Below are 20,289 nucleotides of genomic sequence, written 5' to 3' on the forward strand. Positions count from 1 at the left end.
ACGTGGACGGCCCGCCGGAGAAACTTCCCCCGCCCGAGGGAACCGGTGATTCCTGTTACCGCCTCACCGGTCCCCCTCGGCTCACCAGTCGCTGCGCGACGAGGAACTCGATGTGAACTTGCGTACGACGTAGATCAGTCCACCCACCAGTGCCACGAAGACCAGCACCTTGAACAGCAGTCCGATCACGAAGCCGACCACGCTCGCTATCAGCCCGCCGAACACCACCAGGGCGATGACCGGCACCGCGATCCACTTCACCCACCACGGCAGTCCCGCGAAGATCTCTCGCATCGCCCTTGTCCTTACCTCTCCGCCCGCCCAGTGCCGGGTCGCGTCGATGATGTCCTGCGTTCGATGCTAGGGCGGCGGGTGCTCCGGCGGAGGGCTCGCGTCCCTTGTCCTCCCCTGACCGTTCCCCTAGGGAACCCCGAGGCCGCGGCTCAGCTCTCGGGCGGAGAGAACACCACGAGAACCCGCAGATCCTCGCTGATGTGGTGGAACTTGTGCGCCACTCCGGCCGGTACGTACACGACGCTGCCGCGCGCCACCTGCGTGGTCTCCATGCCGACCGTGATCGCCGCGCGGCCGCTGACGACGAAGTACACCTCGTCCTGCTGGTGCGGCTGCTGCGGATCCCGGTCGCCGGCGTCCAGGGCGTAGAGGCCGACCGACATGTTCCGCTCCCGCAGGAACTGAAGGTAGGCCCCGTCGTTGGCGGCGCGCTCCGCCTCCAGTTCGTCCAGCCGGAATGCCTTCATCGTGTGGTCCCGCCCCTGCCTCACTGCCCGATCCGGATCGTGTCTGCCACGATCAGACACATGTTGAATTTCGTAGTCAAGACGATCGCCAACGCGGGCGCCCTGGCAGTCGCGGTGTGGCTGCTCGACAAGATCACCCTCACCGGTGACGGCACAGGCAAGAAGATAGGCACGCTGCTCCTGGTCGCGCTGATCTTCGGTCTGGTGAACTTCCTGGTCAAGCCGGTGGTGAAGCTGCTGAGCCTGCCCCTGCTCATCCTGACCCTCGGACTGTTCACCCTGGTGGTGAACGCGCTGATGCTGCTGCTCACCTCCTGGCTCGCCGACCAGCTCGACCTGAGCTTCCACGTGGAGGGCTTCTGGACGGCCGTCCTGGGCGGTCTGATCATCTCCATCGTCTCCTGGGCGCTCAACGTCGTCCTGCCCGACGGGGACTGAGCACGATGACCTACCGCGTCTGCTTCGTCTGCACCGGCAACATCTGCCGCTCCCCGATGGCCGAGTCCGTCTTCCGCGCGCGGGTGGCGGAGGCCGGACTCGACGGCCTGGTGGAGGTGGACAGCGCCGGCACGGGCGGCTGGCACGAGGGCGAGGACGCCGACCCCCGCACGGTGAGCGTGCTGCGCGAGAACGGCTACGGCGCCGACCACACGGCCCGGCAGTTCGAACCGTCCTGGTTCGACCGCCTCGATCTCGTCATCGCCCTGGATTCCGGCCATCTCAAGGCCCTGCGCCGCCTCGCGCCCACGGAACGGGACGCGGAGAAGGTCCGCCTGCTGCGCTCCTACGATCCCGCCGCCGGCGACGATCTCGACGTACCGGACCCTTACTACGGGGGCACGGACGGCTTCGACGCATGTCTTGAGATGGTGGAGGCGGCGAGCGACGGACTGCTCGCCGCGGTACGCGAGCAGGTGGAAGGACAGGCGGCATGAACGATTCGACAACGGGCGCGGGCCACGGGCCGGCGCTGCCGGAGGGGGCGGGTGACGGCACCCGCGCGGTGCGCGCCGGGCTGCCCGAGCCGGTCAAGCACGAGCCGACTCTCCCCGGCCCCGTGTTCGCCGCCCACTTCCATCTGCCCGGCGACCCCACCGGCCCGTACACCTACGGCCGGGACGAGAACCCGACCTGGACCCTGCTGGAACGGGCCATCGGCGAGCTGGAGGCACCCGGGCAGGACGACGTCGAGACCCTGGTGTTCGCCTCGGGCATGGCCGCGATCTCCTCGGTGCTCTTCTCCCAGCTGCGGGCCGGCGACGCGGTCGTCCTGCCGGACGACGGTTACCAGGCCCTGCCCCTGGTCCGGGCCCAGCTGGAGACGTACGGCATCGAGGTGCGCACCGCGCCCACCGGCGGCGACGCCCAGCTCGAGGTTCTCGACGGCGCGAAGCTGCTGTGGATCGAGACGCCCTCCAACCCGGGGCTGGACGTGTGCGACGTCCGGCGGCTGGCCGAGGCGGCGCACTCGCGCGGCGCCCTGGTCGCCGTGGACAACACCCTCGCGACGCCGCTCGGCCAGCGCCCGCTGGAGCTCGGAGCCGACTTCGCGGTGGCCAGCGGCACCAAGCAGCTCACCGGGCACGGGGATGTGCTCCTGGGGTACGTCACCGGCCGGAACGCCGAGGTCATGGCCGCCGTCCGCCGCTGGCGCAAGATCGTCGGGGCGATTCCGGGGCCCATGGAGGCCTGGCTCGCGCACCGCTCGATCGCCACGCTCCAGCTGCGTGTCGACCGGCAGAACGCCACCGCGCTGGCGCTCGCCCGGGCGCTGCGCGAGCGGCCGGAGGTGACGGGGCTGCGTCATCCCGGACTGCCCGAGGACCCCTCGCACAAGATCGCCTCGCAGCAGATGCGGCACTACGGGTGCGTGGTGTCCTTCACGCTGCCCACACGCGCGCGTGCGGACCGCTTCCTCGACGCACTGCGGCTCGTGGACGACGCGACGAGCTTCGGCGGCGTACGGTCCACGGCGGAGCGGCGTGGGCGCTGGGGCGGGGACGCGGTGCCGGAGGGCTTCATCCGCTTCTCCGTGGGCGCCGAGGACCCGGAGGACCTGATCGCGGACGTTCTGCGTGCCCTGGACGAGTCGGCCGACTGACCGGCCGCTTCCGCAGGTCCGGCGGGCGCCCGGCACACTGCGGCGGACGGTCCGAGCCTCCCCCCTCGTGGCTCGGACCGCCCTCGGTTCCGCGCGCGAAGAACCGCGCGAACAAGGCTAGTTGACTGAGTGTCAGTGTCCAATCACAGTAGCGACAGCGACCTATCGACATATTTATAGTTGGGCGCATCCGGCCGCAGCGGGGACCGACAGGGGAGGGTGTGCCGTGGATCTGGCCTTGCTGCGGACCTTCGTGACCGTGCACCGGGCCGGTTCCTTCACGCGTGCCGCCGCCCTGCTCGGCCTCTCACAGCCCGCCGTCACCTCGCAGATACGGACGCTGGAACGGCAGCTGGGACGGCCCCTGTTCCTGCGGCAGGCGCGCGGTGTGACACCGACGTCCATCGGGGACGAGCTCGCCCACAAGGCGGCGCCGCACCTCGACGCCCTGGTGGAGATAGCCGAGTCCGGGCTGGAGGAGGACTCCTTCCTGCGGACACTGCACCTCGTCGGCCCTCCGGAGTTCACCGCCGAGCGGGCGCTGCCCGCGCTCACGGAGCTGACCGGCGAGGACGGCCAGGGCTTCGCCCTGCGCGCTTCCTTCGGCACCGCCGAGGAGGCCCTGGAAGGACTGGCCGCCGGACACCACGATCTGGCCATCAGCACGGTCCGGCCACGCGGCGCCCTGCTCTCGGCGACCGCGCTCTGCGACGAGGAACACGTCCTGGTCGCCGCCCCGCGCTGGGCCGAGCGGATCGGCACCGGCATCCTCCGGCGCACCGGTCCGTCGGCACTGGAGCACGTCCCGGTGGTCGAGGTGCACGAGTCGCTGCCCTTCGTCGCCCGCTACTGGGCCTCCGTCTTCGACTCCCGCCCTGTCGCCCCGGGCACCGTCATCGTCCCGGATCTACGCGCGGTGCTGGCCTGTGCCGCCGCGGGAGCGGGGCTGGCGGTACTGCCCCGCTATCTGTGCGCGGCCGCGCTGGAGCGGGGCGAGGTGGCGGCCCTGCACGAGCCGACGGTGCCCCCGCTGCGCACCTACTTCCTGGCGGTCCGCACGGGCACACTGGCGATGCCGCACATCGCGCGGGCCCACGAGTGGCTGGAACAGGCGGCCGCCGGCTGGGGCTGACCCGCCCACGCCCGATGCCTCCGGGGAGGTTTCACGTGGAACGTGCCGGGCCACATTTCCCCCATGACCGTCCGACCCGTGGTCAAGCGCACCGCCCGAGCCGTTCTCCTGGACGGCGAGAACCTGATCCTGATCAAGCGCACCAAACCCGGTGTGGACCCCTACTGGGTCACCCCCGGCGGCGGGGTCGAGCCGAAGGACTCGACCGTCGTCGACGCCCTGCACCGCGAGGTGTACGAGGAGCTCGGCGCCAAGATCACCGATGTGGTGCCCTGTTTCGTCGACACCGTGGAGCACATCGGCGAGGACGACGGCGCCACCGGCGTGAAGGTGCAGCACTTCTTCGTGTGCCGCCTGGAGTCCATGGACCCTTCCCTGAGGCACGGCCCGGAGGTCGACGAGCCCGCCGGCGAATACGAGATCGTCCGCGTGCCGTTCACCCGCGTCGGGATCGCCTCCGTCCACCTGGTCCCGCTGTCACTGCGGCACTATCTGGACGGAAACATCGAGGGCGTACGTGCCATGCACGCCCCCGACCTGGGGTGATGGCCGCCCCTCAGGCGACGCGCACCAGTTCGTAGGCTTCCCAGAGGTCCCGTCCGGTGTAGGAGTGGGTCGCCAGACCCGTCAGGTGCCGGTCGGCGTTGACCGCGACGGAGACCGGAACGGCACCGAACAGGTCCTTGTCCGACATCGAGTCGCCGTAGGCGACGCAGTCCGCGCGGGTCACTCCGAACTCGGCGCACAGACGGTCGGCGATCCGGACCTTGGCCGCCGCGCTGAGGACGCCGGCGGGGTCCACCGGTTCGGTGAACGGCACGGCGGGAAAGCGCGAGCCGTGCGCCGCGTGCGCGCCCCAGTCGGTGAGACGCTCCACGAAGAAGGACGGGGACAGCGAGACGACTGCGCAGTAGTCGCCGTTCCGTGTGAGCTCCGCCCAGACCTCACGGATACGGGCCAGCCAGGGAGCCGCTTCGAACGCAGCCGCCACATGCGCCTCTGTGAGACCTGCCCAGAGCGCGTGCACCTGGGTGGCGTATTCCGGCGGCCCGATGAGACCGGACGAGATCGCCCGGTCGAGGGCCACGGTCTCGGCTTCCAGCCCCAGCTGCCGCGAGATCTCCACAGGCGCCGAGGTGCCGTGGAGCAGGGTTCCGTCGAGATCGAAGAGATGAAGCCGTGCCATGGGCGACGAGATTAACGGGCCCGGCCTCCTTCGGCTCCCTGCGGCGGAAATCGGCCATGCGCCGTTCTCGCATGTTTCACGTGAAACATCCCGCGACCCCAGCCGGTGCTCTGCCGCCGGTCGTGGCATGGCCAAAAGCTCGCACGAGTCTCCTGAAACAGGTGGACGCCGAAGCCCCCTGTCGGACAGCCTGACCTGCGTGCCGACACCATCCCTTGCCGCTCTGCCCATCCGCCGCCTGACGCTCCGCGATCTCACCGCCTGCGCCGACTTGTCCGAGGACCGGGGGTGGCCACGCGAGGAGCACAAGTGGGGCTTCCTTCTCACGGCCGGGAAGGGCTACGGCATCGACGATCCCGACGGTGGGCTGGTGGCCGCCTGTGTCGTCACCGAGTACGGGCCGCGGGACCAGCCGGCCCTGGCGGCCATCGGCATGGTCCTGGTCGCCGAACGGCACGCTCGCCAGGGGGTGGGGCGTCGGCTGATGCGTCATGTCGTCGCCGCCCTGGGCACCACGCCCCTCACCCTGCACGCGACCCCCTTCGGCCGACCGCTCTACGAGGAGCTCGGTTTCAAGGTCGTCGGGCGGGCCGAGATGGTGCGCGGCCACTTCGTTCCCACGGCCGACCGGCAGCAGGTCGGCACCCGGGCCGCGACCGCGGAGGACCTCCCCTCGATCGTGCGGCTCGACGAGGAGGTGTTCGGCACCGACCGCACGCACATCGTCACCCGTCTACCCGCCTTCGCCGATCAGCTGCGTGTCGCCGAGAGGGACGGCCGGATCACCGGCTACGCGGCTGCCTGGCCCAATATGGACACCCATGTCGTGGGCCCGCTGATCGCCCGTGACACCGCGACGGCCCAGGCACTGCTCGCCTCCCTCGCCGCCGGCACCGACCGGCCCCTGCGGACCGACATCGATGTGCGGCACGAGGAGCTGCTGAGCTGGGCGAAGGCACATGGCCTGGTGTCCGTCGCGTTCAACGCGGTCATGGCGTACGGGATCACGGAGCTGCCCGGGGACTGGAACCGTCGGTTCGCCCCGGTGACGGTCGCGGCGGGCTGAGCCGCGCATACGGCGGCTCACCCACGTACGTGACGACGCCGGCCCCGGAAGCCCGGGGCCGGCGTCGTCGCGACCGGTGGATGCCGTCGTCAGACAAGGGCCTCCACGGCCGCCGTGGCGAAGGCGTGGTCCTGCTCCGGGGCACCGCCGCCCACGCCGATCGCGCCGATCAGCCGGCCGTCGCGCCGGACGGGCACACCGCCGGCGATGAACAGCAGCGGCCGGTCGAGTGCGGTGGGCAGGGTGTGGAAGAGGCCTCCGGGCTGCACGGCCTCCACAAGATCGGCGGTGGGCGCGTTCAGCTGGAGAGCGGTGTACGCCTTGCGGGTACTGGTCTCGCCGGAGATCAGCACGGCACGGTCGTCCCGGCGGAAGGTGAGCAGATGCCCACCGGCGTCGAGGACGGTGACGCTGACCGTGACACCCGCCGCCTCGGCGGCCCGGCGTGCGGCGGTGACGAGGGCTTCGGCGTCCGCGGTGCTGAGCGGGGCGACGGCGGTGGTGGTGCTCATGAGGGGGTTCTCCTTGCGGTGCGGGTGAGGTGGGTCGGGCTGGAGGGTGGAACCGGTGGCTGCGGGGACGGCCCTGGCCCCGCGCCTCCCGGCCCGGTCGGTCAGTGGGAGATGACAGTCCGCCGCTCGGTGGGCACCGAGCCGGCGACCAGGGTGCCGGGCCGGGTGTCACGGCGCTCGAGAGCCGCCGAGACGAAGGCCAGCACGAGGGCACTGGCGGCGAGCACGGCGCCGACCCAGTTGGGCGCGGTGTAGCCGAGGCCGGCCGCGATCACCACGCCGCCGAGCCAGGCGGACAGCGCGTTGCCGAGGTTGAACGCGCCGATGTTCACGGCGGAGGCCAGGGTGGGGGCGCCATGGGCCTGGTCGAGCACCCTCTTCTGCAGCGGCGGCACCGTGGCGAATCCCAGGCCGCCGATGAGAACGATGGTGACGGCGGCCGTGACCTTGTGGTGCGCGGTCAGGGTGAAGAGCGCGAGGACGACGGCGAGGGTGCCCAGGGACAGGTACAGCAGGGGCATCAGGGCACGGTCCGCGTACCTGCCGCCGATGAGGTTGCCGCCGACCATGCCCAGGCCGAAGAGGACCAGCAGCCAGGTGACGGAGCCGTCGGCGAAGCCCGCGACATGCGTCATCATCGGCGCGATGTAGGTGATGGCCGCGAAGACACCGCCGAATCCGAGGACGGTCATCGCCATGGCGAGCAGGACCTGTACGTTCTTCAGGGCCGCCAGTTCGTGACGCAGCCGGACGCCCTCGGGCTTGGGCATGTCGGGGACGAGCCGGGCGATGCCGGCCAGGCCGACGACGCCCAGGGCGGCGACGATGCCGAAGGTGACGCGCCAGCCGATGGACTGGCCGACGAGCGTGCCGAGCGGGACGCCGACGACGTTGGCGACGGTCAGGCCGGTGAACATCAGGGCGATGGCTCCGGCCTTCTTGTCCGGGGCGACCAGATCGGCCGCGACCACGGAACCGATACCGAAGAAGGCGCCGTGTGCCAGTGAGGCGACGACCCGTCCGGTCAGCATGAGGCCGAAGGTCGGGGCCAGCGCCGAGAGCAGATTGCCGGCGATGAACAACCCCATCAACAGCATCAGCATCCGCTTGCGGGAGATCTTGGTGCCGAGCACGGTCATGAGCGGGGCGCCGAGCATGACGCCCAGCGCGTAGCCGGTGACCAGGTAACCGGCGGTGGGGATGGAGACACCGAAGTCGCCGGCGACCTCGGGCAACAGGCCCATGATCACGAACTCCGTGGTTCCGATCCCGAAGGCCCCGATCGCGAGGGCCAGAAGCGCGAGAGGCATGGGGGACAGACCTTCCCAGACGATTGCAGGAGCGCTTTGCCTGCTGACACATTAATTGCAGACGCCGATTATTTGCAAGCGCCTGATATTGCGTCCTTGCTCTACCCTGGTGTCAGCAACTCCTGGACGGAGGAAAACGCCCATGACAGCCACGGATCCGGCACTCACCGCCCTCGCGCAGGGCTGGTGCGCACTCTCCCTGTTGCACGGGAGGATCGAGGCCCACATCGAGCGCGCCCTTCAGGCCCGGCACGACCTGAGCGCGCGGGAGTACTCCCTCCTCGACGTACTGAGCCGACAGCACGACGGCGACGGGGGGCACCTGCAGATGAAGCAGGTCGCCGACGCGGTCGTACTCAGCCAGAGCGCCACCACGCGCCTGGTCACCCGCCTCGAGGACCGCGGACTGCTGGAGCGCTACCTGTGCCCCACCGACCGGCGCGGCATCTACACCAACGTCACCGAGGCCGGTCTCCAGCTTCTGGAAGAGGCACGGCCGACCAACGACACCGCCCTGCGCGAGGCCCTCGACGAGGCGGCGACCAACCCCGACCTGGCCCCGCTGGTCCGGGCCGTGGAAACACTCAAGGCGCCGGTGCCCGCGTAGGGTGCCGCCATGGAGGATCTTGAAATACGTGCCGCGGTCACCGACGACGTCCCGGCGATCGTCGGCATGCTCGCGGACGACCCTCTGGGAGCACAGCGCGAGTCGCCCGACGACCTCGCCCCGTATCTGACCGCTCTGGAGCGGCTCAGCGCCGACCCGAACCAGCACCTGGTCGTCGCGGTCCGGGAGGAGCGTGTCGTCGGCACACTTCAGCTCACGATCGTTCCCGGACTGTCCCGCCGCGGTGCCACCAGGTCGATCATCGAGGCAGTCCGCGTCCACGCGGACGAGCGCGGCAGCGGACTGGGGAGCCGGCTCATCGAGTGGGCGATCGACGCCTCCCGCCGCGAGGGCTGCCGGTTGGTCCAGTTGACCTCCGACAGCACCCGCACCGATGCCCACCGCTTCTACGAAGGACTCGGCTTCACGGCCTCCCACGTGGGCTTCAAACTGCCGTTGTGAGCTGTGACCAAGGAGCCGGGGTCTGTTTCACGTGAAACAGACCCCGGCTGCCGGACAACCGGGGCTAGCCGATACCCCGCCAGCCCTCGGGATCGACTCCGCCCGGCACAGGAGCCCCCTTCTCATAGGGCTGACGCGTGAACACGAACGACCCCAGGTCGAGATGGCTCACCTGCCCGTCCGGCCGCCGCACCGGCTTCAGGAGCTCTCCGGCGTAGTAGCCCTCCAGACCCACCCAGGTGCCGTCACCCTTCGGGCGGAAACGCGAGCGTCGGCCGGTGCCGGACAGCGGCTCCAACGAGACGAGACCGTCGCCCGAGAGCCGCAGGGCGTACGCGGACGTTCCCCAGTACCACTGCCCCACCAGCTCCAGCACCGCCGGGTCGGCCTCCCGCATCGGCTGCCAGGGAGCCGGGATACGCGGTTCGGCCTCGGCGACGATGCGGACGAGGTCGGCGGCGACCGTGAACGGCGCCGGCCCCGAGGTGCAGTTGGCCAGGACGACCGCGCTCACGTCGTCCGCCAGACCGATCGTGAGACAGGCCAGGAATCCCGGCAGCGATCCGGTGTGCCCGACGAGGGCACGCCCGTGCTGGTGCCGGAGCTCCATGCCCAGGCAGTACGCATATCCGCTCGCCACGTCCGCCGCCTCGACCGGCGCCGCCGGCACTCTCATCTCCCGCAACGACTCCGCGCTCAGCACCCGCTCGTCGCCCTGGACGAGGAAGGCCGCGAAACGCGCCAAGTCCCCAGCGGTCGACCACAGTTGCCCGGCCGGTGCCATCACCCCGAGGTCCTCCAGAGGCTCCGGCAGCATCACGTCGGCCCACGGGTGCACCGCCCAGCCGCCCGCGTGCGGTGCTTCCGCGTGCACAGTCGTGCGATGCAGGCCCAGGGGTTCGAGCACTTCTCGCCGAAGAACCTCCTCCCACGAGGCCCCGCGCACCTTCTCGACCAGGGCGCCGAGCAACGCGTACCCGGGATTCGAGTAGTGGAACCGCCGGCCCACGGGGTGCACCACGGGCCGCTCGCCCAACACATCGGCAAGACCAGGCCGCAGGGCCCCGGGGGTACGCTCCCACCAGGGGCCGGGCGTCTCGGCGGCCAGCCCGGCGCTGTGGGCGAGCAGTTCGGCGACGGTCGCCTCGCCCACGCCCGTGCCCGGCAGATGCTTCTCCAGCGGGTCGGAGAGTGCGAGCACTCCCTCGTCACGCAGCCGGAGCACCAGAACGGCGGTGAACGTCTTGGTGATCGAACCGATCCGGTACTGCACGTTCTCGTCAGGGGCGTGACCCTCCACCGAGGTCCGCGCCCCTGTCCACACGGCTTTCCCGCCCCGCACCACGGTCGCGACGAGGGACGGCGCACGCCCTTCGCTCTGGGCGACGGCGATCCGGTGCAGCAACGCACGCCGCGTACCGGGCAGCAGTTCTTCCTGAGGTGACGTCATGCCACCAGTTCAGCAGGAAACGATCACGTCTGCGCCATGTCCACGAAGCGCGAGTAGTGGCCCTGGAAGGCGACGGTGATCGTCGCCGTCGGACCGTTTCGGTGCTTGGCCACGATCAGGTCGGCCTCACCCGCACGCGGGGACTCCTTCTCGTAGGCGTCCTCGCGGTGCAGCAGGATGACCATGTCGGCGTCCTGCTCGATGGAACCGGACTCACGCAGGTCGGAGACCATCGGCTTCTTGTCCGTGCGCTGCTCGGGGCCACGGTTGAGCTGGGAGAGCGCGATGACCGGAAGCTCCAGCTCCTTGGCGAGCAGTTTGAGGTTACGGGACATGTCCGACACCTCCTGCTGACGGCTCTCGGCGCGCTTGGAACCACCGGACTGCATCAGCTGGAGATAGTCGATGACGACCAGTTTCAGGTCGTTTCGCTGCTTCAGACGACGGCACTTGGCGCGGATCTCCATCATCGACAGGTTCGGGGAGTCGTCGATGTAGAGCGGCGCCGCCGAGACGTCCGGCATCCGGCGGGCCAGGCGCGTCCAGTCCTCGTCGGTCATCGTCCCGGAGCGCATGTGGTGCAGGGCCACCCGGGCCTCGGCGGACAGCAGGCGCATCGCGATCTCGTTGCGCCCCATTTCCAGGGAGAAGATGACGCTGGGCAGGTTGTTCTTGATGGACGCGGCCCGCGCGAAGTCCAGGGCGAGCGTCGACTTGCCCATCGCGGGACGCGCGGCGATGACGATCATCTGCCCCGGGTGCAGGCCGTTGGTCAGCGAGTCGAAGTCGGTGAACCCCGTGGGGACTCCGGTCATCTCACCGCTGCGCGATCCGATCGCCTCGATCTCGTCGAGCGCGCCCTCCATGATGTCGCCGAGCGGCAGGTAGTCCTCGCTGGTGCGCTGTTCGGTGACCGCGTAGATCTCCGCCTGCGCGCGGTTGACGATCTCGTCGACGTCGTCGTCCGCCGCGTATCCCATCTGCGTGATGCGCGTACCGGCCTCGACCAGGCGGCGCAGCACGGCGCGCTCGTGCACGATCTCCGCGTAGTAGGCCGCGTTGGCCGCCGTGGGGACCGTCTGGACGAGGGTGTGGAGATACGAGGCCCCGCCGACCTTGTTGATCTCACCGCGCTTGGTCAGCTCCGCGGCGATGGTGATCGGGTCGGCCGGCTCCCCCTTGGCGTAGACGTCGAGGATCGCCGTGTAGACGGTCTCATGGGCCGGCTTGTAGAAGTCGTGTCCCTTGAGGATCTCGACGACGTCGGCGATGGCGTCCTTGGACAGCAGCATGCCGCCCAGCACCGACTGCTCGGCCTCGAGATCCTGGGGCGGCACCCGTTCGAAGGCGGAGCCTCCGCCTTCCCAGACGCCGCTGTCCGCGCCGCGGTCGTGCTGCTCGTCGCGGCCCCTGCCCCGGTCGTCGCGGCGACGGGAGGCGGGCAGACGATCACTGGGACCGCTCTCGGCCCACGGGTCGTCCAAGGGCTCGGAAATGCTCACCGAGCCACCTCCTCCCGTCCGCCGGAACGGACCTCGCCGTGCCCCTCAGTTCTACGGCACGGCACTGACAATTAAGAGGCCCAACTCCATTTGTCGCGCGCCGGATTTGTGGCGTTTTTGAAACCGGTGGACGGAGCGAGCGCCGGACCACCGTAGGCCCGTCGGCACCGTCAGCCAATCTGGTTATCCACAGGCCATGTGGACGACCGGCCCAATGCTGTGGAGAACTCCGCGAAACCTGTGCACGAGCCGGTGGACAGCCCTGTGAACAAGCCGGGTCTCCTTGCGTCCACACCCCCGTGACCTGCACGTTCATCATCCACCGGCTGTGCAGAAGAAAAAGTTGCCCCGCGGGATCAAGATCACTTCATGCGGTGTACGCAACCCCACACCCCGAGCTGCAAGGTAAGGGGCTCAAAAGCTTTGCATCTCTTACCTGTGGACGATTAGATTGGTGCACATGACACAGGCCCCCGCGCGCCCCGGAGCCACTCGACGCCGGCATGACCGAGAGATCGTCATGCTGGCGGTTCCGGCCTTCGGCGCCCTCGTCGCCGAGCCTCTCTTCGTCATGGCCGACAGTGCCATCGTCGGCCATCTGGGCACGGCACAGCTCGCCGGCCTCGGCGTCGCCTCGGCCCTCCTGATGACCGCCGTCAGCGTCTTCGTCTTCCTGGCCTACGCCACCACGGCCGCCGTCGCGCGCCGCGTCGGAGCCGGCGACCTCCAGTCGGCCATCCGCCAGGGCATGGACGGGATCTGGCTGGCGCTGCTCCTCGGGGGCTCCGTCATGGCCGTCGTCCTTCCCACGGCACCCGCCCTCGTGGAACTCTTCGGCGCCTCGGACACGGCGGCCCCGTACGCGACGACGTATCTGCGGATCTCCACGCTCGGCATACCCGCCATGCTCGTGGTACTCGCCGCGACCGGTGTTCTCCGCGGGCTCCAGAACACCAGGACTCCGCTCTATGTCGCCATCGCCGGGTTCATCGCCAATGGCGTACTCAATGTCGTGCTGGTCTACGGCGCCGACCTCGGCATCGCGGGCTCCGCCTGGGGCACCGTCATCGCCCAGTGCGGCATGGCCGCGGTCTACCTGGCCGTGGTGCTGCGCGGCGCCCGCAGGCACGGGGCGTCGCTGCGCCCGGACGCCGCCGGGATCAAGGCCTCGGCCCAGGCGGGTGTTCCCCTTCTGGTGCGGACCCTCTCGCTCCGGGCGGTCCTGATGATCGCGACAGCCATCGCCGCGCGCCTCGGCGACTCCGACATCGCGGCCCACCAGATCATCCTCTCCCTGTGGACTCTGCTCGCGTTCGCGCTCGACGCCATCGCCATCGCCGGACAGGCCATCATCGGCCGCTATCTGGGCGCCGGCGACGCCCAGGGTGCCCGTGAGGCATGCCGTCGGATGGTCGAGTGGGGTATCGCGGTCGGTGTCGTCCTCGGTGTGCTGGTGGTACTCGCCCGGCCGGTGTTCCTGCCCCTGTTCACCAGCGACGCCACCGTCAAGGACGCGGCACTGCCCGCACTGGTGCTGGTGGCGCTGTCCCAGCCGATCTGCGGCATCGTCTTCGTCCTGGACGGCGTACTGATGGGCGCGGGCGACGGACCGTATCTGGCATGGGCGATGCTGCTGACGCTCGCGGTCTTCACTCCCGCCGCGCTTCTGGTCCCCGCGCTCGGAGGCGGGCTCACCGCGCTCTGGGCCACGATGACGCTCATGATGACCGTGCGCCTGCTGACCCTGTGGCTTCGCGCCCGCTCCGGCCGGTGGATCGTCACGGGTGCGGCCCGCTGACCGTTTCACGTGAAACACAGCCGCGCCCGAGACACAGCGATGGGGCCGCACCCCGAAGGGTGCGGCCCCATACTCACTGCTTCAGCGAGCGCGGCCCTCAGGCAGCGACGACCTCGATGTTGACCTTGGCGGCAACCTCGGGGTGCAGACGCACGGACGTCTCGTGGGCGCCCAGCGTCTTGATCGGCGTGCCCAGCTCGATGCGGCGCTTGTCGACCTCGGGACCACCGGCGGCCTTGATCGCCGAAGCGATGTCGGCCGGCGTGACGGAGCCGAAGAGACGACCGGCGTCGCCGGAGCGGACGGCCAGACGAACCTTGACGCCCTCGAGCTGGGCCTTCACCTGGTTGGCCTGCTCGATGGTCTGGATCTCGTGGATCTTGCGAGCACGACGGATCTGCTCGACATCCTTCTCGCCACCCTTGGTCCAGCGGATCGCGAGCTTCCGCGGAACCAGGTAGTTGCGAGCGTAACCGTCCTTGACGTCGACGACGTCGCCCGCGGCACCGAGGCCGGAGACCTCGTGGGTGAGGATGATCTTCATGAGTCGGTCACCCTTCCCTTATCGCGCGGTGGAGGTGTAGGGCAGCAGCGCCATCTCACGGCTGTTCTTGACGGCCGTGGCGACGTCACGCTGGTGCTGCGTGCAGTTGCCGGTCACGCGGCGGGCACGGATCTTGCCGCGGTCGGAAATGAACTTCCGCAGCATGTTCGTGTCCTTGTAGTCCACGTACGTGACCTTGTCCTTGCAGAATGCGCAGACCTTCTTCTTAGGCTTGCGCACAGGCGGCTTCGCCATGATGTTTCTCCTGTGTGATCAAGAAGTGTGGGTACGGCCCGCCTAGAAGGGGGGCTCGTCCGAGTAGCCGCCGCCGCTGCCGCCGGAGCCACCGCCCCAGCCGCCGCCACCGCCCTGCTGGCCGCCGGCGGGAGCGCCGGTCGCCCACGGGTCGTCCGCGGGAGCGCCGCCGCCCTGCTGGCCACCGCCGGGGCCGCCGCCCCAGCCGCCGCCACCCTGGCCGCCACCGCCACCGCCGCCGTAACCACCCTGACCACCGCGACCGGTGGTCTTGGTGACCTTGGCCGTGGCGTTGCGCAGGCTGGCGCCGACTTCCTCGACGTCCAGCTCGTAGACCGTGCGCTTGACGCCCTCACGGTCCTCGTAGGACCGCTGCTTCAGCCGGCCCTGCACGATGACGCGCATGCCTCGCTGGAGCGACTCGGCGACGTTCTCCGCCGCCTGGCGCCAGACCGAGCAGGTCAGGAACAGGCTCTCGCCGTCCTTCCACTCGTTCGTCTGACGGTCGAAGGTGCGGGGGGTCGACGCGACACGGAACTTCGCGACGGCCGCACCGGACGGGGTGAAGCGCAGCTCGGGGTCGTCGACAAGATTGCCGACGACCGTGATGACGGTCTCGCCTGCCATGGGGAACCTCTCGGCGGGTTTGCTGCTGGCTGCTTGCTGCTACTCGAGTCCCGGGATCAGCCGAGCTGGAGAGCTCAGTGGGTCTCGGGGCGGAGGACCTTGGTCCGGAGGACCGACTCGTTCAGGTTCATCTGGCGGTCGAGCTCCTTCACGACCGCAGGCTCGGCCTGCAGGTCGATGACCGAGTAGATGCCCTCGGGCTTCTTCTTGATCTCGTACGAGAGACGACGACGGCCCCAGGTGTCGACCTTCTCGACCTTTCCGCCGCCGTCACGGACGACAGAAAGGAAGTTCTCGATCAGCGGGGAGACAGAACGCTCCTCGAGATCGGGGTCGAGGATGACCATCACCTCGTAGTGACGCATGTGGAACCCACCTCCTTTGGACTCAGCGGCCACGGTCGTTCCGTGGCAGGAGGGTCGTGATGCGTTGCGCAACGATGCCTGTCAGTAAAACAGCCGCCACTGACAATCGAGGCCGGGCGGCGGTTGCGTCTGTCCGGACAGACATCGGTGCGGACGGTACAGAGTACCCGCACAGCGGCTTCCGGTTGAAATCCGGCCGTGGGGGCGGTCAATCTGTACACATCGGGTGTGTATGGCGCTACGATCCGCCGCCTTTCGCAGGAGGTGCCCCATGGCACAGGCATTGCGACCCAACACCGCCGGAGGCCTATTCGCCACGGACGGAAAGCCCCACCCGCTCCAGGACACCCTGCTCGCGGTGACCCTGGTGCTGGGCATCACGTCCTTCATCACGGCGATGTTCCACCATCTGCACCTGCTCAGCTCCTGGACCGGCCTGGTGGGAATCCTCACCGGCGCGTACGGCCAGTGGGTCTCGGTCACGACGCGCGAGCGCTTCGGCCTCATCCTGGGCCTGGGTGCCGCGGCGGTCGGGTTCTTCCTGGGCATGGCGCACGGGGGTCTCTTCGGCGGGCTCTTCGACTGACGCCAGGCACCACGCCTTCCTGAACATCGTCCAACGCCCCGGCCGGCGACGGGCCGGGGCGAAGGTCCCGTGCGCCCAACCGGGGCGCCCCCAAGGCGCAGTAGGCTTCGCGCGAGAGCCGGAGCCCCTGAACCCATGGGGACACACCAGCCCGAGGAGCGCCCCGAATGAGCCTGACCCTGAGGACCATCAGTCGAGAGCAGCATCTGGCCTACATCCAGAGCCTGCCGTCGGCGAGTCACATGCAGGTCCCGGCCTGGGCTGATGTCAAGGCGGAATGGCGCTCGGAGAACCTCGGCTGGTTCGACGACCGGACCGGTGAGCTGGTCGGCGCCGGTCTCGTCCTCTACCGGCAGCTGCCCAAGATCAAGCGCTACCTCGCCTATCTGCCCGAGGGCCCGGTCATCAACTGGTTCGCGCCGAATCTCCAGGAGTGGATCGAGCCGATGCTCGCCCACCTGAAGCAGCAGGGCGCCTTCTCCGTGAAGATGGGTCCGCCGGTGATCATCCGGCGCTGGGAGGCCTCGACCATCAAGAAGGGCATCCAGGACCAGGACGTGAAGCGCCTGCGCGACCTGGAGGCCGACTTCATCGAGCCCCGTGCCTTCGAGGTCGCCGACAAGCTGCGCCGCATGGGCTGGCAGCAGGGCGAGGACGGCGGCGCCGGCTTCGGTGACGTCCAGCCCCGCTACGTCTACCAGGTGCCGCTGGCCAACCGCTCTCTGGAAGAGGTCCACAAGAACTTCAACCAGCTGTGGCGCCGCAACATCAAGAAGGCGGAGAAGGCCGGCGTCGAGGTCGTCCAGGGCGGCTACAACGACCTGCCCGAATGGCAGCGGCTGTACGAGATCACGGCTGTGCGCGACCACTTCCGGCCCCGCCCGCTGTCGTACTTCCAGCGGATGTGGTCGGCCCTCAACACCGAGGACCCCAACCGCATGCGGCTGTACTTCGCCCGGCACAACGGGGTGAACCTGTCCGCGGCGACGATGCTGATCGTCGGCGGGCACGTCTGGTACTCCTACGGCGCCTCCGACAACATCGGCCGCGAGGTCCGGCCCTCGAACGCGATGCAGTGGCGGATGCTGCGCGACGCCTACGCGCTCGGCGCGACCGTCTACGACCTGCGCGGCATCTCCGACTCGCTGGACGAGACCGACCACCTCTTCGGTCTGATCCAGTTCAAGGTGGGCACCGGCGGCCAGGCCGCCGAGTACCTCGGCGAGTGGGACTTCCCGCTGAACAAGCTGCTCCACAAGGCACTCGACATCTACATGTCGCGCCGCTGACCTCTGCTTCGTCGCTCCGACGGCTCCAACAGCTCCCATACCTTTGATACACCGCAGCCACGAGAAAGGTTCCAGGTCCGGCCATGGCGCTCACGCTCTACGTCGACACCGCGCGCTGGCGGGCGCATCACAAGCACGTGCAGGAGCAGTTCCCGGGGCTCGTCCCGGTCTGCAAGGGCAACGGCTACGGCTTCGGCCACGAGCGGCTGGCCGAGGAGGCCACCCGGCTGGGCTCGGACGTCCTCGCCGTCGGCACGACGTACGAGGCCGCCCGGATCAAGGACTGGTTCGGCGGTGACCTGCTGGTGCTGACGCCCTACCGGCGCGGCGAGGAGCCGGTGCCGCTGCCCGACCGGGTCATCCGCTCGGTGTCGTCGGTCGACGGCGTGTACGGCCTGGTGGGCGCCCGCGTGGTCATCGAGGTGATGTCCTCGATGAAGCGGCACGGGATCAGCGAGCAGGACCTGCCTCAGCTGCACTCCGCGATAGAGAACGTCCGGCTGGAGGGCTTCGCGATCCATCTGCCGCTGGACCGCACCGACGGCTCGGACGCCGTCGAGGAGGTCATCGGCTGGATGGACCGGCTGCGGGCGGCCCGTCTCCCGCTGCACACGATGTTCGTGAGCCACCTCAAGGCCGACGAACTCGCGCGGCTTCAGCAGCAGTTCCCGCAGACCCGGTTCCGCGCCCGGATCGGCACCCGGCTCTGGCTGGGGGACCACGAGGCCACCGAGTACCGGGGCGCGGTCCTGGACGTCACGCGTGTCGCCAAGGGGGACCGGTTCGGCTACCGGCAGCAGAAGGCCGCCTCCGACGGCTATCTGGTGGTCGTGGCGGGCGGTACGTCGCACGGGGTGGGCCTGGAGGCCCCCAAGGCCCTGCACGGGGTCATGCCACGCGCCAAGGGTGTCGCCCGCGCCGGCCTCGCCACGGTCAACCGGAACCTCTCGCCGTTCGTCTGGGGCGGCAAGCAGCGCTGGTTCGCCGAGCCGCCCCACATGCAGGTGTCGATCCTCTTCGTGCCGGCGGACGCGCCGGAACCGAAGGTGGGTGAGGAGCTGGTGGCCCATCTCCGGCACACCACGACGCAGTTCGACAGGCTCGTCGACCGCTGACAGCGAGAAGAAGGCCGTGCACGGATCTCCCGTGCACGGCCTTTGATGTGCCCTGAAGGGGTGTCACCCTCCGAGGTGTTCGCTCAGAGCGAACCGCCGGTGGCTTCCGTCCTGCCCCATTCGACCCGGGGACCCTCGAAGTGGGCGGCGTGCCGCGCGGGATGAGCCGCCGGACCGAGCACGAAGACGTCCTCGGCCCCGTCCAGCACCCCGCCCGAGGGGTCGTCGTCGCCGGACCTGCGCACCGGGTCCCGCTCCGGCATCAGGATGTCGCGCACGACCATCACGCACAGGTAGAGCGTCCCCAGCAGATGCACGCCGATGGCCCAGTGGTAACCGTCGGCGGGCAGTCCCTTGTGGGCGTCCCCGCTGGTCGTGTAGGCGAGGTACATCCAGATGCCCAGGAAGTAGGCCACCTCGCAGGCCTGCCAGACGAGGAAGTCCCGCCACTTGGGCCGGGCCAGGGCCGCCAGGGGGACCAGCCACAGGACGTACTGGGGGGAGTAGACCTTGTTGGTGAGGATGAACGCCGCGACGACCAGGAAGGCGAGCTGGGCGAAGCGCGGCCTGCGGGGGGCCGTGAGCGCGAGCGCCGCGACGCCCAGGCAGCACAGCAGCATCAGCACCGTGGCGAGTGTGTTGACCGTGTCGGTGCTCAGCGGGTCGTCCGAGTTCTGCGCCAGGATCAGCCAGAAGGACCCGAAGTCGACGCCCCGCTCCTGGCTGAACGTGTAGAACTTCGACCAGCCGTCGAACGCGAAGAGCATCACGGGCCCGTTCACGACGAGCCAGGCGACGGCTGCCCCGCCGAGGGCCGTGCCGTACTCCCGCCAGCGACCCGCGCGCCCGCACAGCACCAGCAGCGGCCCGAGCAGCAGCACGGGATACAGCTTGGCGGCCGTGGCGAGCCCGAGGAGGATGCCGAAGGCGAGGGAACGCCCCCGCGACCACATCAGCATCGCGGCGGCCGTCAGAGCGACCGCCAGCAGGTCCCAGTTGATCGTCGCCGTCAGCGCGAAGGCCGGTGCCAGGGCGACCAGGAGGCCGTCCCAGGGCCGGCGCGCGTGCGTACGGGTCACGCAGACGGCGATGACGGCCGCGCATGCCATGAGCATCCCGGCGTTGACCATCCAGTACCACTGTTCCTGGTCCTGGATGCTGCCGCTGCCGGGGGTGAGCCAGGCGGCGACCTCCATGAACAGGCCGGTCAGCACCGGGTACTCCAGGTACTGCATGTCCCCGGAGAGCTGGTCGAAGTACGGCACCAGCCCGTCGGCGAAGCCACGCCCCTGGTAGAGGTGCGGGATGTCCGAGTAGCACGCGTGCGTGTACTGGGAACTGGCGCCGAAGAACCAGGCGCCGTTGTAGCAGGGTGCCTTCTGCACCAGGCCGAGAGCGAACATGCCGATCGCCACGAGTGCGATGACCCGCACCGGGGTCCACCAGGACCCGCCGAGCAGGGCTCGCCGCCCGAGCGGACCGCCGATCAGCTCGCTGCCGGCCGCGGCGACCCGGTCCTCCTCGGTCGGACGCACCTGATCCGGCTCGTGGACGCTCGCTTGCGTCGATTCTCCACTGGGCATGCCGCACATCCTGCCGTACATGGCCGGGGATACGCCGA

General features: G+C 69.5%; 24 protein-coding genes. 12 read left to right on the forward strand and 12 right to left on the reverse strand.

All coding sequences use genetic code 11. From position 1 onward, the window contains the following. Positions 1 to 81: 81 nt before the first annotated feature. Together ACZ470_RS10490 and ACZ470_RS10495 are read right to left on the reverse strand one after the other, a co-directional pair. Positions 82 to 294, reverse strand: a complete 213-nt coding sequence (locus ACZ470_RS10490; RefSeq protein WP_030048440.1) for a DUF5326 family protein — start codon at positions 292 to 294, stop codon at positions 82 to 84. A gap of 149 nt (positions 295 to 443) precedes the next feature. Then, positions 444 to 761: a cupin domain-containing protein gene (locus ACZ470_RS10495; RefSeq protein ID WP_468426383.1), complete on the reverse strand. Its 318-nt coding sequence runs from the start codon at positions 759 to 761 to the stop codon at positions 444 to 446. A gap of 60 nt (positions 762 to 821) precedes the next feature. Here ACZ470_RS10495 and ACZ470_RS10500 point away from each other — a divergent pair, with 60 nt between their 5' ends. The 5 genes from ACZ470_RS10500 (at position 822) to ACZ470_RS10520 (ending at position 4,540) form a co-directional block, all read left to right on the forward strand. Next, a complete protein-coding gene (locus ACZ470_RS10500) occupies positions 822 to 1,199 on the forward strand; it encodes a phage holin family protein (protein ID WP_468426385.1) in 378 nt (125 codons plus the stop codon). Between the two features lie 5 nt (positions 1,200 to 1,204). Further along, a complete protein-coding gene (locus ACZ470_RS10505) occupies positions 1,205 to 1,696 on the forward strand; it encodes a low molecular weight protein-tyrosine-phosphatase (RefSeq protein ID WP_468426387.1) in 492 nt (163 codons plus the stop codon). After that, complete coding sequence (locus ACZ470_RS10510; RefSeq protein ID WP_468426389.1) at positions 1,693 to 2,862, forward strand: cystathionine gamma-lyase; 1,170 nt, start codon at positions 1,693 to 1,695, stop codon at positions 2,860 to 2,862. Before ACZ470_RS10505 ends, ACZ470_RS10510 begins: the two co-directional genes overlap by 4 nt. Before the next feature lie 226 nt (positions 2,863 to 3,088). Next, complete coding sequence (locus ACZ470_RS10515) at positions 3,089 to 3,994, forward strand: LysR family transcriptional regulator (protein WP_468426391.1); 906 nt, start codon at positions 3,089 to 3,091, stop codon at positions 3,992 to 3,994. 63 nt (positions 3,995 to 4,057) lie between these two features. Continuing rightward, positions 4,058 to 4,540, forward strand: a complete 483-nt coding sequence (locus ACZ470_RS10520; RefSeq protein WP_468426393.1) for an NUDIX domain-containing protein — start codon at positions 4,058 to 4,060, stop codon at positions 4,538 to 4,540. 10 nt (positions 4,541 to 4,550) lie between these two features. Here the strand turns inward: ACZ470_RS10520 and ACZ470_RS10525 are convergent, their stop codons facing one another. Then, positions 4,551 to 5,180 carry an HAD family hydrolase gene (locus ACZ470_RS10525; RefSeq protein WP_468426395.1) on the reverse strand — a complete coding sequence of 210 codons (630 nt, stop codon included), beginning with the start codon at positions 5,178 to 5,180 and terminating at the stop codon, positions 4,551 to 4,553. A gap of 199 nt (positions 5,181 to 5,379) precedes the next feature. Here ACZ470_RS10525 and ACZ470_RS10530 point away from each other — a divergent pair, with 199 nt between their 5' ends. Continuing rightward, positions 5,380 to 6,246, forward strand: coding sequence for a GNAT family N-acetyltransferase (locus ACZ470_RS10530; RefSeq protein ID WP_468426397.1), 867 nt, complete (start codon positions 5,380 to 5,382; stop codon positions 6,244 to 6,246). Positions 6,247 to 6,335: 89 nt separating this feature from the next. On the opposite strand, the gene ACZ470_RS10535 is transcribed toward ACZ470_RS10530, so the two are convergent. After that, positions 6,336 to 6,758, reverse strand: a complete 423-nt coding sequence (locus tag ACZ470_RS10535; protein ID WP_468426399.1) for a GlcG/HbpS family heme-binding protein — start codon at positions 6,756 to 6,758, stop codon at positions 6,336 to 6,338. Between the two features lie 101 nt (positions 6,759 to 6,859). Beyond that, positions 6,860 to 8,068: an MFS transporter gene (locus ACZ470_RS10540; RefSeq protein WP_468426401.1), complete on the reverse strand. Its 1,209-nt coding sequence runs from the start codon at positions 8,066 to 8,068 to the stop codon at positions 6,860 to 6,862. Positions 8,069 to 8,210: 142 nt separating this feature from the next. Between ACZ470_RS10540 and ACZ470_RS10545 the strand changes: the two genes are divergently transcribed. Both ACZ470_RS10545 and ACZ470_RS10550 read left to right on the forward strand, forming a co-directional pair. After that, positions 8,211 to 8,675, forward strand: a complete 465-nt coding sequence (locus tag ACZ470_RS10545) for a MarR family winged helix-turn-helix transcriptional regulator (RefSeq protein ID WP_468426403.1) — start codon at positions 8,211 to 8,213, stop codon at positions 8,673 to 8,675. 9 nt (positions 8,676 to 8,684) lie between these two features. Then, on the forward strand, positions 8,685 to 9,137 hold the full coding sequence (locus tag ACZ470_RS10550) for a GNAT family N-acetyltransferase (protein WP_468426405.1): 453 nt from the start codon (positions 8,685 to 8,687) through the stop codon (positions 9,135 to 9,137). Between the two features lie 64 nt (positions 9,138 to 9,201). Here ACZ470_RS10550 and ACZ470_RS10555 read toward each other — a convergent pair whose 3' ends face one another. Further along, positions 9,202 to 10,587: a serine hydrolase domain-containing protein gene (locus tag ACZ470_RS10555; RefSeq protein ID WP_468426406.1), complete on the reverse strand. Its 1,386-nt coding sequence runs from the start codon at positions 10,585 to 10,587 to the stop codon at positions 9,202 to 9,204. A 23-nt stretch (positions 10,588 to 10,610) separates the two neighbouring features. Beyond that, positions 10,611 to 12,089, reverse strand: coding sequence for a replicative DNA helicase (gene dnaB, locus ACZ470_RS10560; RefSeq protein WP_468426408.1), 1,479 nt, complete (start codon positions 12,087 to 12,089; stop codon positions 10,611 to 10,613). A 460-nt stretch (positions 12,090 to 12,549) separates the two neighbouring features. Between dnaB and ACZ470_RS10565 the strand changes: the two genes are divergently transcribed. After that, complete coding sequence (locus ACZ470_RS10565; protein ID WP_468426410.1) at positions 12,550 to 13,887, forward strand: MATE family efflux transporter; 1,338 nt, start codon at positions 12,550 to 12,552, stop codon at positions 13,885 to 13,887. A 97-nt stretch (positions 13,888 to 13,984) separates the two neighbouring features. Here ACZ470_RS10565 and rplI read toward each other — a convergent pair whose 3' ends face one another. The 4 genes from rplI to rpsF all read right to left on the reverse strand — a co-directional run bounded on the left by rplI (position 13,985) and on the right by rpsF (position 15,678). Further along, complete coding sequence (rplI, locus tag ACZ470_RS10570) at positions 13,985 to 14,431, reverse strand: 50S ribosomal protein L9 (protein WP_359982845.1); 447 nt, start codon at positions 14,429 to 14,431, stop codon at positions 13,985 to 13,987. Positions 14,432 to 14,449: 18 nt separating this feature from the next. Next, positions 14,450 to 14,686 (reverse strand): 30S ribosomal protein S18, encoded by a 237-nt coding sequence (gene rpsR / locus ACZ470_RS10575; RefSeq protein WP_003949403.1) that lies wholly within the window; start codon positions 14,684 to 14,686, stop codon positions 14,450 to 14,452. Positions 14,687 to 14,728: 42 nt separating this feature from the next. Beyond that, a complete protein-coding gene (locus ACZ470_RS10580; protein ID WP_019525359.1) occupies positions 14,729 to 15,313 on the reverse strand; it encodes a single-stranded DNA-binding protein in 585 nt (194 codons plus the stop codon). A 74-nt stretch (positions 15,314 to 15,387) separates the two neighbouring features. Then, complete coding sequence (gene rpsF, locus ACZ470_RS10585) at positions 15,388 to 15,678, reverse strand: 30S ribosomal protein S6 (RefSeq protein WP_019324683.1); 291 nt, start codon at positions 15,676 to 15,678, stop codon at positions 15,388 to 15,390. A gap of 271 nt (positions 15,679 to 15,949) precedes the next feature. On the opposite strand from rpsF, the gene ACZ470_RS10590 reads away from it, so the two are divergent. The 3 genes from ACZ470_RS10590 to ACZ470_RS10600 all read left to right on the forward strand — a co-directional run bounded on the left by ACZ470_RS10590 (position 15,950) and on the right by ACZ470_RS10600 (position 18,668). After that, complete coding sequence (locus ACZ470_RS10590; RefSeq protein ID WP_468426412.1) at positions 15,950 to 16,264, forward strand: hypothetical protein; 315 nt, start codon at positions 15,950 to 15,952, stop codon at positions 16,262 to 16,264. Between the two features lie 167 nt (positions 16,265 to 16,431). After that, positions 16,432 to 17,553 (forward strand): peptidoglycan bridge formation glycyltransferase FemX, encoded by a 1,122-nt coding sequence (femX, locus tag ACZ470_RS10595; protein ID WP_468426414.1) that lies wholly within the window; start codon positions 16,432 to 16,434, stop codon positions 17,551 to 17,553. A gap of 83 nt (positions 17,554 to 17,636) precedes the next feature. Beyond that, positions 17,637 to 18,668, forward strand: a complete 1,032-nt coding sequence (locus ACZ470_RS10600) for an alanine racemase (protein WP_190164586.1) — start codon at positions 17,637 to 17,639, stop codon at positions 18,666 to 18,668. 83 nt (positions 18,669 to 18,751) lie between these two features. On the opposite strand, the gene ACZ470_RS10605 is transcribed toward ACZ470_RS10600, so the two are convergent. After that, positions 18,752 to 20,260, reverse strand: coding sequence for a glycosyltransferase family 87 protein (locus tag ACZ470_RS10605; RefSeq protein WP_468426890.1), 1,509 nt, complete (start codon positions 20,258 to 20,260; stop codon positions 18,752 to 18,754). Between the last annotated feature and the right edge of the window lie 29 nt (positions 20,261 to 20,289).

This window comes from Streptomyces sp. NPDC031111, assembly GCF_055570675.1.